15 protein-coding genes are annotated in these 15,600 nt (G+C 65.3%); 12 read left to right on the forward strand and 3 right to left on the reverse strand.

The genetic code is table 11. The annotated features are described in order from the left end of the window. Nucleotides 1-194: 194 nt before the first annotated feature. Both ACWFR3_RS31950 and ACWFR3_RS31955 read right to left on the reverse strand, forming a co-directional pair. A complete protein-coding gene (locus ACWFR3_RS31950) occupies nucleotides 195-410 on the reverse strand; it encodes a hypothetical protein (RefSeq protein ID WP_453738148.1) in 216 nt (71 codons plus the stop codon). 101 nt (nucleotides 411-511) lie between these two features. Further along, nucleotides 512-799, reverse strand: a complete 288-nt coding sequence (locus tag ACWFR3_RS31955) for a hypothetical protein (RefSeq protein ID WP_453738149.1) — start codon at nucleotides 797-799, stop codon at nucleotides 512-514. Between the two features lie 154 nt (nucleotides 800-953). Between ACWFR3_RS31955 and ACWFR3_RS31960 the strand changes: the two genes are divergently transcribed. The 6 genes from ACWFR3_RS31960 (at nucleotide 954) to ACWFR3_RS31985 (ending at nucleotide 8,691) form a co-directional block, all read left to right on the forward strand. Next, nucleotides 954-1,235 (forward strand): GntR family transcriptional regulator, encoded by a 282-nt coding sequence (locus tag ACWFR3_RS31960; RefSeq protein WP_453738150.1) that lies wholly within the window; start codon nucleotides 954-956, stop codon nucleotides 1,233-1,235. Between the two features lie 79 nt (nucleotides 1,236-1,314). Beyond that, complete coding sequence (locus ACWFR3_RS31965) at nucleotides 1,315-1,956, forward strand: hypothetical protein (RefSeq protein WP_453738151.1); 642 nt, start codon at nucleotides 1,315-1,317, stop codon at nucleotides 1,954-1,956. Between the two features lie 117 nt (nucleotides 1,957-2,073). Continuing rightward, complete coding sequence (locus ACWFR3_RS31970; RefSeq protein ID WP_453738152.1) at nucleotides 2,074-6,612, forward strand: DUF6531 domain-containing protein; 4,539 nt, start codon at nucleotides 2,074-2,076, stop codon at nucleotides 6,610-6,612. A 26-nt stretch (nucleotides 6,613-6,638) separates the two neighbouring features. Further along, on the forward strand, nucleotides 6,639-7,190 hold the full coding sequence (locus tag ACWFR3_RS31975) for a hypothetical protein (RefSeq protein ID WP_453738153.1): 552 nt from the start codon (nucleotides 6,639-6,641) through the stop codon (nucleotides 7,188-7,190). 291 nt (nucleotides 7,191-7,481) lie between these two features. Next, complete coding sequence (locus ACWFR3_RS31980) at nucleotides 7,482-8,195, forward strand: hypothetical protein (protein WP_453738154.1); 714 nt, start codon at nucleotides 7,482-7,484, stop codon at nucleotides 8,193-8,195. Continuing rightward, a complete protein-coding gene (locus ACWFR3_RS31985) occupies nucleotides 8,188-8,691 on the forward strand; it encodes an Imm26 family immunity protein (RefSeq protein WP_453738155.1) in 504 nt (167 codons plus the stop codon). The genes ACWFR3_RS31980 and ACWFR3_RS31985 overlap by 8 nt, the downstream gene beginning before the upstream one ends. Nucleotides 8,692-8,790: 99 nt before the next feature. Here ACWFR3_RS31985 and ACWFR3_RS31990 read toward each other — a convergent pair whose 3' ends face one another. Further along, on the reverse strand, nucleotides 8,791-9,633 hold the full coding sequence (locus ACWFR3_RS31990) for a S1 family peptidase (RefSeq protein WP_453738156.1): 843 nt from the start codon (nucleotides 9,631-9,633) through the stop codon (nucleotides 8,791-8,793). A gap of 661 nt (nucleotides 9,634-10,294) precedes the next feature. Here ACWFR3_RS31990 and ACWFR3_RS31995 point away from each other — a divergent pair. From ACWFR3_RS31995 to ACWFR3_RS32020, 6 genes are all read left to right on the forward strand, one after another. Beyond that, complete coding sequence (locus ACWFR3_RS31995; protein ID WP_453738157.1) at nucleotides 10,295-11,029, forward strand: RcpC/CpaB family pilus assembly protein; 735 nt, start codon at nucleotides 10,295-10,297, stop codon at nucleotides 11,027-11,029. Nucleotides 11,030-11,046: 17 nt separating this feature from the next. Further along, on the forward strand, nucleotides 11,047-11,913 hold the full coding sequence (locus ACWFR3_RS32000) for a hypothetical protein (RefSeq protein ID WP_453738158.1): 867 nt from the start codon (nucleotides 11,047-11,049) through the stop codon (nucleotides 11,911-11,913). Continuing rightward, on the forward strand, nucleotides 11,910-13,220 hold the full coding sequence (locus ACWFR3_RS32005) for a CpaF family protein (RefSeq protein WP_453738159.1): 1,311 nt from the start codon (nucleotides 11,910-11,912) through the stop codon (nucleotides 13,218-13,220). The genes ACWFR3_RS32000 and ACWFR3_RS32005 overlap by 4 nt, the downstream gene beginning before the upstream one ends. A 7-nt stretch (nucleotides 13,221-13,227) precedes the next feature. Further along, nucleotides 13,228-14,274: a type II secretion system F family protein gene (locus ACWFR3_RS32010; protein ID WP_453738160.1), complete on the forward strand. Its 1,047-nt coding sequence runs from the start codon at nucleotides 13,228-13,230 to the stop codon at nucleotides 14,272-14,274. Beyond that, nucleotides 14,271-15,206 carry a type II secretion system F family protein gene (locus ACWFR3_RS32015; RefSeq protein WP_453738161.1) on the forward strand — a complete coding sequence of 312 codons (936 nt, stop codon included), beginning with the start codon at nucleotides 14,271-14,273 and terminating at the stop codon, nucleotides 15,204-15,206. The genes ACWFR3_RS32010 and ACWFR3_RS32015 overlap by 4 nt, the downstream gene beginning before the upstream one ends. An 80-nt stretch (nucleotides 15,207-15,286) precedes the next feature. Beyond that, entirely contained in the window at nucleotides 15,287-15,538 is a 252-nt protein-coding gene (locus ACWFR3_RS32020) for a hypothetical protein (RefSeq protein ID WP_453738162.1), read from the forward strand. Nucleotides 15,539-15,600 lie beyond the last annotated feature (62 nt).

Consider the following 15,600-nt stretch of genomic DNA (forward strand, 5'->3'; position numbering starts at 1 on the left):
TCGGACGCTCCCCTCGATGACCTCTCCACGCACCGTCCTGCCCCCGCGCCGTCCCTTCCCGCCCGGCTCCCCCCGGCCCTCCCTCCCTCCCTCCCTCCCTCCCGGCGAGTGGACGGATTGCAGAAAAGTCCCGGCGAAATGCGGCAAAACCGCCCCCGCAGCGGGACTTTCCTGCAACGCACACCTCGGCCGGGTCAGCCCCCGGACAGGAGCCGATGCGCGTCGTCGCCGTCCGCGACGACCTCGACCTCGCCGCGGTCCTCGATGACGACTCCGTCGGCATTGACCTTGTAGACGCGGAGGGTGAGGCGGGACGGGGGGCGCCGGACCGGGGCGGCCGCCAGCTCAAGCAGCTCCAGGACATCGACGGACGGCGGATAGGACGCGGCACACTCCCCGCACGCATACACGTTGAACCCCGGCCCGGTCGCCGCATGTACTTCGTGTACGAGAACGGGTGCGTCGGTGGTGCACTGGCACCGGGCACACATCCGCACCGGAGGACGCGGGTTCACCGCGCGGCCACCGCTACGCCGTGAATGCGGCGCGGGCCGGTGTCGATGCCTAGGGTCGCCAGGTAGAGGGCGCGGCGGCGTTCGCGCTGGAGCCGGGTCTCGCTCGGCGCGAGCACGTAGGGGCGGACGAGGGCCGACGCGCGACCGTCGAGGCGCTCGGTGAAGCGGGGCGGGGGCGGGGGGACGAGTGGACGCGGGGCGGCTGCAAGCCGGTGCCGGCCCCGAGGACGCGGGGCGAATGCGGCAAGCATCCGTCCCAGGAATCGAACGATAGGGTCGCTCATGTCGACGCTCCTTGAGCAGCGTTGGCCATGCCCCGGGGCGGTGCCAGCCGTCGCCGGGGTCTGTGTTGCGTACGCCACAAGGCTAGCAAGCCGCATATAGCTATGTATAGCTCTTGGATGGTTTCTGCAGGTCAGCGGTGCTTACGGTGGCTCCATGAGTGGGCAGAGCAGGGTCCCGGACTTCGACCCGCAGGGTCCGCAACTGGTGTACGTCGCCATTGCCGACCACATCGCTGCGCGTATCGCCGCCGGTGAACTGCGTCCTGGAGCCCGGCTGCCCGCCGAGCGGGACCTCGCGGCCGAGTACGGAGTCGCGTACTTGACGGTCCGCCGCGCAGCTCAAGAACTCCGCGAGCGCGGACTCATCGTCACGGTCCACGGCAAGGGAACCTTCGTCGCCGACCCGCTCCCGGAAACCCCAGGCAGCGGGGACTGACTCTGCACGCCTCGTACGCTGACGGCGACAGTCGACTGTCGGCAGTCGACGGAACGACACAGGGGACGGGGACAACAGCATGGCCCGCTACACCGAAGCGCAGACCATCGCCCGCGGCGGATTCAGCATCAAGGTGCCGGAGACCTGGTGGGAGTTCGACGTCCGCCCGGAGTCGCGCGACGCCAGCATCCGGCAGATGATCAACGACCGCATACGCGAGCGCCCCGAGCTCGAACCGCACCGGGGCGCCTTCGAGGGCTTCCTGCGCAAGGCCTCCAAGGAGGCGTGGCAGTCCGGCGCCCTGTACTGCGGCTGCATGGCGGAGAGCTTCGGCGGCGACGTGCCGGTCACCGGCTCGGTCACGGTCTCCCTGGTCGGCGCCCGCACGTCGAACGGCGACGTCATGCCGACCGACCCCGCGGCGATCGTGGCCCAGCTCGGCGTACGGGAGGCCAAGCGCGAGGGCGACACGTACCGGAAGGTGAAGACGGTCGAGATACCGGGCGTTGGGCTGGCGGCCCGCACGTACGGCATCGAGGACGTCTCGGTCCCCGGCGACGACCGCACGATCCGCGTCGTACTGATGCAGACGTTCATTCCGGTGCCGGGCCAGGAGGGCAAGGTCGCACTGGTGGCGGGGAGCAGCCAGGTCCTGGACCTGGCGGAGTCGTTCTTCGACATCTTCGACGCGGTGACGTCGACGTTCCGCTTCGCGGAATAGGCGGGCCAAGCGGGTGAAGCCCCGTCGGCCCTGCCGCCTTCCCATCCTCCGTACACGGCTAGTAACTTCGCATGTGCGTACGGATACTTGCGAGGCGGAAGCGGCGGGGGTTGCGGGATGGCGGGGAATCGTCCGGCGGATTGGCACGTCCTGGACCTGGACAAGGACCCAACGCCCGGCGATCCGGACCGCGTCCGCAACCTGGCGAAGAACCTGCACGACTTCGCCGACGACGTGTCGAAGGTGCTCCGGGACATCAAGGGGATGGCGGGCGAGGACGCGATCCTCACCTGGGCGGGCAAGACGGCGGAGTCGTTCACGGCGGAGTTCGAGGACGCGCCGGGCAAGCTGAAGAAGCTCAAGAAGAGCTACGAGATGGCCGGCGACGCGCTGTCCACGTACTGGCCGGAGCTGGAGCGAGCCCAGGCCCTGGCGGACAAGGCCCTGGCCAAGGGCCGCGAGGCGCAAGGTGACTTGTCCTCCGCGCAGACCCGCCTGACCTCGGCGGACTCCTGGGTGGACAAGGCGGGCAAGGAAGCCGACAAGTACAAGGACGACGGCGGGTCCAAGGACAAGGACGTCCCCAAGCCGGACCCGGACAAGGTCAAGGCCGCCACCCGCAACGCCACTTCGGCGGAGAAGGCCCAGACGGCGGCCAAGTCGGACGTCACCGCCGCGCAGGGCAACCTCGATGCCGCGAAGAAGATGGCCGAGGACGCCCGCAAGATGCGCGAGGAAGCGGCCGGGACGGCGAAGAAGAAGCTCGAAGAGGCCTCCGACGCGGGTATTCAGAACCGCAAGTGGTGGGAGGAGGTCGGCGACTGGGTCACCGACAACTGGGACACCATCGTCGAAGTCTGCAAGGTCGTCGTCGCCGTCCTCGGCGTCATCGCGATGATCATCGGCGGCCCCATCCTGGGCGCGATCGTCCTCATCGCCGCCCTCGTCGTACTCGCCGACACCCTCAACAAATACGCCAAGGGGGAAGCAGGGCTGCTCGACGTGGCCTTCGCCGCCCTGGACTGCATCCCCGGCATGAAGGGGCTGACCTCACTCCGCGGCCTCGCCAAGGGCATGAAGGGCCTCAAAACCGGAATGAAGGGCCTGGCCCTCGGCGCCAAGGGCCTCGGTAAGGGCACCCGTGCGATGGGTCGGCAGATGAAGAAGCTTTTCACCTGCGGAGACCCCATCGACATGGCCACTGGCGAGATGGTCATGTCTGCCACCGACGTGGCTCTACCCGGTGTCCTGCCTCTTCTTCTGGAACGCCACCACCGCACCTCCACAAAGGCTGGCCGATGGTTCGGGCCGAGTTGGACCTCAACGCTTGATCAGCGTCTCATTCTCGACAAAGACGGCGTTCGGTTCATCAGCGACGACGGAATGGTCCTTCATTACCCGGTCCCGAACCCTGACGAGCCGGTCCAACCTGTCGAGGGGCCGCGCTGGCCACTGTTTTGGGATGGCGTCCCGGGGTCTGCAATGACCCTCCGCCAGCCGGAAAATAATCTCGTTCTGCACTTCAAGTCGGTGCCAGGGTGCTCGTCGTCCGAGCTTCCTCTTGCAGGCATGTCCGACCGCAATGACAACACCATCGCGATCAGCTACGGACAGAACGGTGAACCGCAAGAACTAGTTCACGATGGCGGCTATCGAGTAGGCGTCTCCACTGATCGAGGTCGTGTCACTGCCTTCACGCTTCTCAATGACGCCGATCAGCCAACACTCCTCCGCTATGCATACGACAACCGAGGGAATCTTGCCGAGATTTACAACTCTTCAGGGATTCCACTAAGGCTATTCTATGACGAACGTCGCCGAATCGATGGCTGGGAGGATCGAAATAGGACCTGGTATCGCTATGAATATGATGACGATGACCATTGTGTTCGTACAAGCGGAACGTCCGGCATCCTCGACTACACCTACGTCTATAACACCGAGACGAATACCACCCTCGCTGTAAATTCCTTGGGACACACCACCACCTATCAATTCAGTGAGGCCCTGCAGCTTCATGCCGAAACGGATCCCCTTGGACACACCACGACGCGCGAGTGGACCCGCTTCGATCAGTTGCTTTCTCTTACCGACCCGCTTGGCCGCACCACCTCGTACAATTACGACCTTGATGGAAATCTAACCTGTGTCACCCACCCCGACGGGGCGGAGGTCGTAGCCGAATACAATGAGTTGGGGCTACCGGCGAGGATTATTGATCCAGACGGTGTGCAGTGGTTGAGAGAGTATGACGGTCACGGGAATCTTACGAGGGAAACAGATCCTATCGGTGCAACGACGGAGTTGGATTACGACGATCGAGGTCATCTGAAGGCAGTGACTGATGCTCTGGGAAACACGCATGGCTTCCTTAATGATGCAGCAGGGTTGATTATTTCCACTACGAGCCCACTATCGGCCGTAACTCGAATCAGACGTGATTCATTCGGCCGTGTGTCATCAGTTTGTGAACCCTCTGAGGAGGAGACGCGATATGGCTGGACACTAGAAGGGGAGTCGGCGTGGCGCATCGACCCCGACGGATCGGAATCGCGTTGGACGTACGATGCTGAAGGAAATCTGCTTGAGCACGTTGACCCGGAACATGGAGTCACGCGATACGAAGTTGGTGGGTTCGATCAGCCCAGCCGCAGAGTAGATCCAGATGGGCGGATGAATGAATTCACCTACGACACCGAACTTCGCCTGACGAGTGTCACGACGCCACTCGGAACCTGGGTATACGAATATGACGCTGTCGGCAATCTTGTCAGAGAGAGCGACTTCAACGGCCGACCCGTTCAGTATCAGTACGATGCGGCATGCCAACTCATCGCTCGTATCAACGGTGCCGGACAACGAGTTGAGTACGTATACAACCCGCGTGGTGCTACCGTTGAACAACGCGCCGGCGGGAAAGTCACCTCATTCGAATTTGACGTGAACGGGGTGATGATGCGTGCGTCCAACTCTGAATCAGAAATTGTATTCGAGCGGGACGTCTGTGGTCGCTCGCTAATTGAGACTTGCAATGGCCGCATACTTGAACGTGCCTACGATGGCCTGGGGCGTACAACTCTCCTGCGCACGCCAAGTGGCGTTTCAAACGAATGGACTTGGGGCCCGGGTGATCGTCCCGTGAGTCTTCAAGTTGCCGGACGCACTCTCACATTCGACTACGACACCGCAGGTCGTGAACTGGAACGACGTCTCGACACGGGTGTTACGTTGCGTCAAGAGTGGGGAACCGAGAACAGGCTCACGGCCCAGTCCTTGATCAATCCGGAAGGAGCGATCACCAAACACCGCCAGTTCAGCTACCGAGCGGACGGTTATCTCACAGGAATCAGTGACTCGGGGAACGAATTCAGAAACTTCACACTTGATTCCCAAGGGCGAGTTACTGCCGTCGATGCCGAATCATGGAGCGAGGACTATGCCTACGATGCCGCGGGTAATCTAAGCCGGGCCGTATGGTCAGATGGAACTGCCGGTACCGAACCTCAAGGGTCACGCAGATATGAGGGATCGCGTCTCCGGGAGACTCGCCGTGATCGCTATGAGTACGACGGTCAGGGGCGCGTGGTCCGACATGTCCGGAAACTTTTGTCGGGTGGGCGGCACGTCTGGAGCTACACGTGGGATGCGTACGACCGGCTCACGCATGTCATCACTCCGGATGGACGAAGCTGGCGCTACCTGTATGACGCGCTTGGACGTCGCATAGCGAAACAGCTCCTGGCCGATGACGCGGAGACCGTCTCTTCTCAAACCATATTCACTTGGGACGGGAGCCGACTCACAGAGCAAGAGCAGTTCGCGGAGAATTTGGAGAAGAGCACGATCACTTGGGGGTGGGAGCCGGAATCGCATCGCCCAATTACCCAGGTCGAACGCAGAGGTGCACGGGATATCTCGCAGGAGGAGGTCGATGAGCGATTCTTCGAAATTGTCACAGACCTTGTCGGTACTCCAACGGAACTTGTGGACGATGTCGGCGATATAGCTTGGCGTAGTTCGTCCAACATTTGGGGTAGTCCTATTGGGGACTCTCGCTGCAGCGATACTGATTGCCCGCTTCGCTTCCCTGGTCAATACTATGACGCCGAGAGCGGACTCCATTACAATCTGTTTCGTTACTATGACCCAGCCGTCGGTCGATATTACACACCCGATTCGCTAGGCCTTGCTCCGGCCCCGAACCCGTACAGCTATCCAGTCAACCCTCTTCTCTGGGCTGATCCGCTCGGACTCACCCCCTGCGTAGCCAAGCAGCTCTCGAAGAGGGCATCTGAAATACACGCACAAGCTGGGCATCCGATTGCTAAATCAAAATCTACGGTTGCCGTTATTCGAGCCCGGACCCCTTATGGCGACATAGACGTCGTGGCTGGCAGCGGTCGTGGCCTCAACAAGACACAGGAGGGTATGCTTCGGAGAGGAGAACTGCTTGCGGATAACATTGACGGAATTCATGCAGAACAGAATGCGATGCTCCACATCATCAAGAACGGCTGGACTCCTGTCGCGGGCGGTGCTTCACGAAGCGTATGCGATGAATTTTGTGCACCCCTGATCCGCGCATCTGGCGGGCGAATTACAGGCGACGTATTTCAGCGTGAATCCGGGACAAAGATTAGGACCTTCCTGTGGTAGATCTTCAGCATCGACTCACTGCTTTCGTGGAGAATGCATCACCCATCCCGTGCCAAATTTTTCTGGCAGGCTGTGTCGAGCGCGCATCAACGTCATTCTTCTGGGGTCTGAGCGGCAAAGAAGGACGCTCACAAGATGCCGACGTATATCTTTCGTCGTTGGATTCCTTGTGGCGGATTGGCTCGGAAACAGCAGGAAATTCCGAATATGAAGAGATTCGGCAACGGATCTATGCCTTTCCGGAGCTGATGCAGGAGGACGAGCCATCTGGAGTCGACGCCTACGTCTCAGATGCGCTATCAGCTCTATATTATGCGTACTCCTACATGGCGACTCGCGATACATCATGGGTCGAATATACCTCTTCCTGCCTGGTGGATTCTGCGCACTTCCTGGGTCGGGCGGCAGGCAGTGGGGAATCTACTTGGGAATCCGAGGTCGCTGAACAACTCGAATACATCGATCTACTTTCATCCGATGTGGGAGCGGCCATCGCCTCGATCGCCACGTTGAGGGAGAAGTCGCAGACGGTGGGTCGAGATCGAGTGGCACTTCTTCAGACGCTGAGCTTCAGGTGAACTGAGTCTGGTGATGGTCACGGAAGTCTGGCGGAAGTCAGAGTGTTCGGGTCGACCTCCGTCGATCCGACGGTCAAGATTCAGGCCGTGAACGACGGGTTCGACATCCTCCTGATCCTCAGAAACCAGGAAAACGGTTAACGCGGTGGATGTATCAGGGCCCGATACCGAGGGGGTGGACCTCCGATTGCTGTACGACGGAGTTGATGTATTCCGCACCCCAGCAAGCCAGTTGCTCAAAATGTTTGGGGATCGCGGATATCGGGGCACTGGTACGCATCGGCCCCGGTCGTGGACGGCCTGCATCTGTTGGACGTTCCGGGCTTCTGGGCCGCTCATCTCGCGGATCTCAGCGAAGGCTTCCCGACGGAGGCGTTCGGTGTCGATGCCGCGGATGCCGGCGCCGCCCTTGAGCGGCTGCATGACCGGTCGGCCTGGCCGGTGTTCACCGTGCCGCTCGCCGGGGGCTTCGTGATTCTCGTGCATTACAACAGCGGCGAGGAGTTCACGACCACGGACTACTTCCTCATGCATCGGGACTGGTCGGCCTCCCGTGCCCTTGTCCTCACTTCCGGCGACCAGGACCGCATCGGCCCCGGCCTCTGCTGGCCGGAGCTGGCGGCTCTGCTCGACGCCCCGGCAGAAGCCGTCGGAGTCACCGATCCGCACGCTCGGCTGCTCCTCCTTCTCCCCGTGCTGGGAGACGCGGACGCGCCGCCCGCGGCCGTGGACGCCGTCGTCGAAGCGCTGGTCGCGCAAGGCGCCACGCCCGACTGTGACGGTTTGGCTGCCCAGTTGCTGAAGGGCCACCCCATGTGGGGTGCCGAGACATGGACGTACGACACCGATGAGCGGAGCTGGATCTGCGACGGCGAGCACAGCCCGCGGCAAGAGCCTCTCGGGGAGCGCCTGCCCGAGGTGCAGCGGGCCGCGCTTGAGGCAGTTTTGGGCGGGCGAGGCTTGGAATGGCCGGAGCTCGGAATGAGTGAGGCGCGAAATGGGTGACATCTTGAAGAAGATGCGGGGGCAGCGACGGCAGCATCTGGCGGGAGATGTGTTTGTTCTCCATTTGGCGGACGACAGCTACCGCTTCGGCCGAATTGTCAAGGTGGCCGAGGACACCCGGGAAGCGCGGTTTCCCGGCGGCATCCTTGCGTACATCTACGACATTCCCTCGGCCGACCAGGCTCCTGACCTGGCACAGCTCACCCCCGACCGGCTGCTAATGCCGCCCTTCTTCACCATGGGCTGGGTTTGGTACAAGGGCTACTTCCGTACGGTGACGCACGCGGAATTGAATCCGGGTGATCTGTTGAAGCAGCACTGTTTCTACGACGCGTACTACAAGGGCTATGTCGACGAGAACGATCGCCGCATAACCGAACGTGCCGACCCCTGCGGCGTCTTCGCTCTCTCCAACTTCGAGTTCTTCCAGCACCAAGTCGACGAGGCGCTCGCCGGGCGGCCCATCGTGGGCCGGCGCAGGGCCGGGGACGAGTAGCGCGGGCGGGGAGCCTCACCCCCGGGGGCGGGCGGGCGGGGGAGCCTCACCCCCGAGGATCGTGGATCGTGCCCCCGCCCGCGTGGTCGGCGTGGCGCTTCAGCGGCGGTTCATCCCTCGCTTGATCTTCTTCCCCGCCCCCGACTCATCCAACGTCTTCCACAGCTTCGACGAGCTAAGAGACGTGTACACCCCCGGAGCCCCCTGCGCCCCGCACCCATCCCCGTAAGAGACGACGCCGATCTGGATCGGAGTCCTGCGGCCGGGGACGTTGCGGAAGATGGGGCCGCCGCTGTCTCCCTGGCAGGAATCCTTCGTTTCGACGCCCGCGCAGAAGTTGACCTTTGAGTTGTACTCCGCGTAACTCGTCCCGCATTCCGCGTGCGAGAGGATCGGGACCTTTACCTGGCGGAGGCGGTCCGGGGTGCTCGGGAGGTCCGTGTCCGTGTTGCCCCAGCCTGCGACCGTGGCCTTCTGGCCGGGGCGGATCAGGGCGTCCGTGCCCTGGGTGGGCAGGGGGATGGGCGAGATTCCCCTTACCGGCTTGCTGAGTTGGATGAAGGCGACGTCGTACGCCTCCTGGCCCTTCAGGTAACGCGGGTGGACCACCACTCCGCCCGGAGCCACATTGCGTATCTGGCCCTGGTTGGCGGAGGACAGGACCGTACGGCCCACCGCCACCTGGAGCTTCTTCGGCTTCAGGGGCTTGCCCGCGTCGTTGACGAGGCAGTGGGCCGCCGTCACCACCGTGTCCGGCGTCACCAGGCTGCCGCCGCAGAACTGGCGGTCCAGCGCGCTGCCGGAGCCCTTGTCCATCACCGCCGCCATGAACGGATAGGCGTCGTTGGAGACTTCGGTGCCGCCGATGATCGCCTGCGCGGCGGGGGTGCCGGTGGCCAGCAGGGCGAGCGTCGCCGTGGCTACGCCGGCCGTTGCCGCCATTGACTTGCGTGATGTCGCCGTTGCCGGTGAGGGGCGTCGGACGTACGAAGGGAAGGAAGGGAAGGAGAGTCTCATGGGGGTGAACTTCTCTTTCGTTCTCAATGTGGGGCAGAACAGCTGTCTCTGTCGCGGTACGCCGACACTGCGGATCTCGGCGTTCCGGATGGTGAGAGGGGCAAGCGGGCGCCGGGGTTCATCGGGGCAGAGGGGAACCGAAGAGGCGCCAATCGCGCGCCAATCGCGCCCCGCGCGACCGCACATGGCCGAACTCCGCCCAACCGGGAACCACTTCCGTCCCTCCCGGCGTCATCCGTGCGGCTGATGGTCGGCGGTTGCCTCGGCCACCGAGCACCGGGTGTTCCTCATCACCGCCGCTCGCGGCACCCGTTGCGCAAAGGGAAAATATTCGCGTCCGCACATCGTCATCTCCACCCGGAATCCCGGAATGCGTGGGAACCATGGAGTACGGATTGCGCGTGGATAACGATGAGGGGTGCGAGCTGCAGCAGTCTTAACGCGCCTTGAGGGGCTTATGTGCTGCTGATACGGTGCGATGACTTGACACTGTGCCTGGGGCTGAATAGCCCGCCCGAGGCGGGCGAAGAGAGTCGCGAGTGTCTGAAAATGACCGAATCTTCTTGGGCGTGCGGGGAGCAGTTGCGTGAAGATCCAAGAGCGTACGGGGGCGGGCAACAGCCGTTCCGCCGCGCCGGTTCAGCCAGCGGTCGGTGAGCGCCTTCCCGCGCCGCCTCGCGAGCGCAAACCGGCACTCGCCGCCCTGGCCGTTCTGCTCATCCTCATCGGCGCCCTCGGTGCCACCGTCCTCGTGCTGCGCGCGGGCGACCGCGTAGAGGTCGTGAAGGTGACGGCGGAGATCCCCGCGGGGGAGTCGGTGAGTGACGACAACATCACCTCCGTCATGGTCGCCGACGACGCGGGCATCAACTACATCAAGTGGTCGCAGCTCAACCAGCTGAGGAAGCTCAAGGCCACCAACACCATCCCCAAGGGTGTCGTGGCCGTCGGCGAGATGTTCTCCGGCAAGGGCGGCCTGCCCGCGGGCAAGTCCGCGGTCGGCGTCTCCCTCAAGGAGGGGCAGTACCCCGCGTCCGGCCTGAAGGCCGGCGACACCGTCGACGTCTACCAGGTCGGCGACGGCGCCTCGGGGGCAGGCGACAAGGGCAGCAGCAGCGGCTCCGCCGGATCGAGCGCGAGCGACTCGCCCATCGTCTCGGCCGCCCGCGTCAGCAACGTCGCGAACAAGAGCGACGCCACCGTGAGCACCGGCGCCCTCGGCGTCACGCTCCAGGTGGACACCGCCGACGCGGCTGCCGTCACCAGGGCCGCTTCCGCCGGTGCCGTCTCCCTCGTCCAAGTGTCTCCCAACGGCAACTAGAGGCGAGTAGAAGAGACATGGCGCTCATTGCTCTCGCTGCGGAAAAGGGATCTCCCGGAGTCACCACCGCGGCCGTCGCGCTCGCAGCCGTCTGGCCGCGGCGCGTCCTCGTCGCGGAGACCGACCCTGCCGGCGGCGACCTGGTCTACCGCAGTGCCGCCGCGCACGGCGGACCGCTCAACCCCAACACCGGGATGCTCAGCATCGCGGCCACCGCACGCCGCGGCCTCGTGCCCGATCAACTCTGGGACCATACCCAGCCGTTGAGCGGCGGCCTCGAAGTGCTCGTCGGGCTCGGTGTCGCCGAGCAGGCCGCCGGTCTCGCGGGGCTCTGGCCGACCCTCGGCCGTGCCTTCTCGCAGCTCGCCGACTCCCCGCACGCGCCCGCAGATGTCATTGCCGACTGTGGTCGTATAAGTGGGGACACCCCGGCCGTCGAGCTCTTCCCGCAGGCGGCCCTCGTGCTGCTCGTCTCGCGGACCGAGCCCGAGGCCATCGCGCGCGTACGCGACCGTGCCGCCGCCCTGGCCACCAAGCTGCACGGCGGATCGCGCGGGGCCGCGTCGCTCGCGACCCCGCTCATCGGCGTACTCCTGATCGCGGATCCCTCGACGTCCGCCAAGCTCGTCCACCAGGTCAACGACATGCTGATGGCCGCGCAGACCGGCGCCCGCGTCGTCGGCACGCTCGCCGAGGACCCGGCCGGCGCCGAGCAGTTGGCGGGACGCAAGCGCGGGCGGCTCGACAAGTCGATGCTCATTCGCTCGGCCCGTAAGGTCACCGTCGACCTGTACCAGCAGTACGGCGCCGCCTGGGCCAACCCGAACGCGGGCGTACAGGGCACGCACGGAGGCGCGCACGGCGTGCACGGGGCAGGCCGATGAGCACACCCGTCGATCACCAGCTCGTGAAGCGGTTCCGGCAGGACGCCGGTGACCGCATCGCCGAGCAGCGCCGCCTGGACCAGGTCTCCGGCGTCACCCCCATGTCGGGCGAGGACGAGCGGCAGTACGCCCGCGCGGTCATCGCCCAGATCCTGGAGGAGTACGCCCGGATAGAGATCAACGCCGGGCGCACCCCGCTGGACGCCGACACCGAGGAGAAGTACGCGGCCGCCGTGCATGCCGCGCTCTTCGGAGTGGGACGGCTCCAGCCGCTGCTCGACGACCCCGAGGTCGAGAACATCGACATCAACGGGTACGACCAGGTCTTCGTCGGATACGCGGACGGACGCGAGGTCAAAGGCGACCCGGTCGCCGAGACGGACGAGGAGCTCATCGAGCTCATCCAGATCCTCGGCGCCTACTCCGGTCTCTCCTCGCGCCCCTTCGACTCCGCCAACCCGCAGCTCGACCTCCGGCTCCCCGACGGCTCGCGTCTGTCGGCCGTCATGGACGTCACGCGGCGCCCGGCGCTCTCCATCCGTCGTGCCCGTATGGGCAAGGTCTTCATGTCGGACCTGGTGGGCAACGGCACGGTGACCCCCGAGGTCGCGCACTTCATGGCGTGCGCGGTGCGGGCCCGCAAGAACATCATGATCGCGGGCGCCACGAACGCCGGAAAGACGACTCTGCTGCGGGCCCTCGCCAACGAGATCCCGCCGCACGAGCGTCTGGTGACCGTCGAACGAGCCCTGGAGCTCGGCCTCGACCAGTACGCCGATCTGCACCCGAACGTCGTCGCCTTCGAGGAGCGCCTGCCCAACTCCGAGGGCCAGGGCACCATTTCGATGGCGGAGCTCGTACGCCGTTCGCTGCGTATGAACCCGTCGAGGGTCATCGTCGGTGAGGTGCTCGGCGACGAGATCGTGACGATGCTGAACGCGATGTCGCAGGGCAACGACGGCTCGCTCTCCACGATCCACGCCAACAGTTCGAGTGAGGTCTTCAACCGCATCTCGACGTACGCCCTCCAGGCCACCGAGCGGCTGCCCATCGAGGCGAGCCAGATGCTGGTGGCCGGAGCCGTCAACTTCGTCGTCTTCATCCAGCGGCGCAACAACTACCAGACCGGCGGCAAGCTCCAGCGCATGGTGACCTCGGTCCGCGAGGTCAACGGCGTCGACGGCCGCGTCCTGTCCAGCGAGGTCTTCGCGGAGGCCCCGAACGGACAGGTCGTGGCGCACGCGCCGATCGCCTGCATGGACGACCTGGCCGTATTCGGCTACCGCCCCGCCGGGCAATGGGGGTGAGCACGACATGAACTCACTCGGCTCGATGGGCGGCCTTTTCTCGCTGCCCGTCCTGTACGCACTGGGCTGCGGCATCGCGGTCGGCGGAGGCCTCGCGGTCCTCGCCATAGCGCTGCGCGGACTGCCGGTGAAGCCCGAGCACGAGAAGCAGCGGGCCAGCGAGCGGATGGGCGAACTCATCCGGTTCGCGGGCCAGCGAGGCTCCCTGGCCATCGGCGTGGGCCTGGTGGTCCTTCTCCTCACGCGATGGGCGGTGGCGGGCATCGCGTCCGGCATCCTCGTCTTCTTCTGGGACAAGCTGTTCGGCGGCGCGAAGGAGGAGCGGGCGCAGATGCGCCGCGTCGAGGCCCTCGCCGCCTGGACGGAGTCCCTGCGCGACACCATCGCGGGCGCGGTCGGCCTGGAGCAGGCGATCCCCGCTTCGGCGCGGGCCGCTGCTCCGGTCCTGCGCCCGCACCTGGACGCCCTGGTGGACCGGCTGCGTGCGCGTACGCCGCTTCCCGAGGCCCTTCAGATCCTCGCCGACGAGATCGACGACGCGTCGGCGGACATCATCGTGGCCGCGCTGATCCTGAACGCGAAGCTGCGCGGTCCGGGTCTGCGTCAGGTCCTCGGCGCCCTGGCCAAGTCGGCGCGCGAAGAGGTCGACATGCGCCAGCGCGTGATGGCGCAGCGCGCGTCGACGCGGCGTTCGGTGCAGATCGTGGTCGCGGTGTCGGTCTCGTTCGTGCTCGGCCTCTCGATCTTCAACCGCGACTTCGTCTCGCCCTACGGCACGGCGGTCGGTCAGCTCGTGCTCGCCTGCGTCTGCGGCCTGTTCGCACTCGGCTTCTGGTGGCTGCGCAAGCTCTCGACGGTGGAGACCCCGGACCGCTTCCTGGTCAAGGACGAGCCGGGCGTGCAGTTCGTGCGGCCTCGGGGGCCGGCCGCCCCTGGTACGGGCGGCGAGCAGGCGCCGCTGACGGGTCAGGCGGGGCCGTACGGGCAGCCGCAGGCGCAGCAGCCGCAGCCGGGTGGTCAGGCCTACGGGAATCCTGAGGGGGTACGTCGATGAGCCTGACGATGCCGATAGTGATCGGCGCCATCATGGGCCTGGGCATCTACGCCCTCGTACGTGCCCTGATGCCTTCCAAGCGGAGCGCGGTCGCCACTGTCGCGCGGATCGATGCGATGCGGGCGCGGGGGGCGGCGTATGAGTCGCATCGCGCCACGTCCGACGACACCAAGGGCGACGCGGGCCGGCTCGGCTCGGCCCGTGCCCGGGTGGGCGCGCGAGTCGCCGACTTCTACTTGCAGCAGGGCTGGGAACAGCGTTCGCTGCGGGCCGACCTGGCGGTGCTCGATCGCAGCTGGGAGAAGTTCCTGGCCACGAAGACGCTGCTCGCGGCCACGGGCGTCTTCTTCGGACCGTTCCTGTTCGCAGTCATCTGGACGCTGGGGGTCGGCCGCAGCCCGATCATCCCCGTCTGGCTGGCCCTCATGTTCGGCGCATTGTTCTTCTTCCTGCCCGATCTGGAAGTACGCAGGGACGCCGCGAACAAGCGGCGCGACCTGCGCCGCGTCATCGGCGCCTATCTGGACCTGGTGTCGATGAGCCTGGCGGGCGGCCGGGGTCTCCCGGAAGCCCTGATGGCCGCGGCGGAGATCTCTGACGGGTGGGCGACGCGGCGCATCCGCGCGGCGCTTGCCGATGCCCGCATCACCGGCATCAGTCAGTGGCAGGCACTCGGCGCCCTCGGGGAGGAACTGGGCGTCGAGGAGCTCAAGGACCTGTCGGCGTCCCTGGCGCTGGTGGCGGACGACGGCGCCAAGGTGCGCGAGTCGCTCGCCTCGCGTGCCGAGACGATGCGGCACCGCGAAATGGCGGAGATCGAGGGCAGCGCGGGCGAGAAGTCCCAGTCGATGCTCGTCGCCCAGCTTCTTCTGTGTGCAGGCTTCCTGGTCTTCCTCATCTTCCCGGCGGCCATGCGCGTGTTCCAGGTCTAGCGATCTCTACGGCGATGGACGGGCCGGCGGACGGCGGCGGCCCGGGACCCTTCCCCCCACTCCTGAAAGGACAACTCACCATGAACGGACGGAACTTCAGCACCGGCAACCCCGGTCTGGACCTCGTGATCACCTTCCTGCAGGGCCGCGTACAGCGGGCCCGATCCGGCGAGCTCGACCGTGGTGCGTCCGCGGTCGAGTGGGTCATCATCTCGGCGGTCGTCGTGGCGATCGTCGGCGTGGTCGCCGCGATCATCAACGAGGCGCTCGGCACGGGCGCCGAGAAGGTCGGCGAGTGCATCAAGGGCGCGGACGCCGGCAGCACCTGCTGATCGGTCGGTTAGCTGATCAATCGGTTACCGGGGAACGAAGGCGGGGACGAGTGCGCGGGTGC

Source organism: Streptomyces sp. NPDC055189, assembly GCF_053606765.1.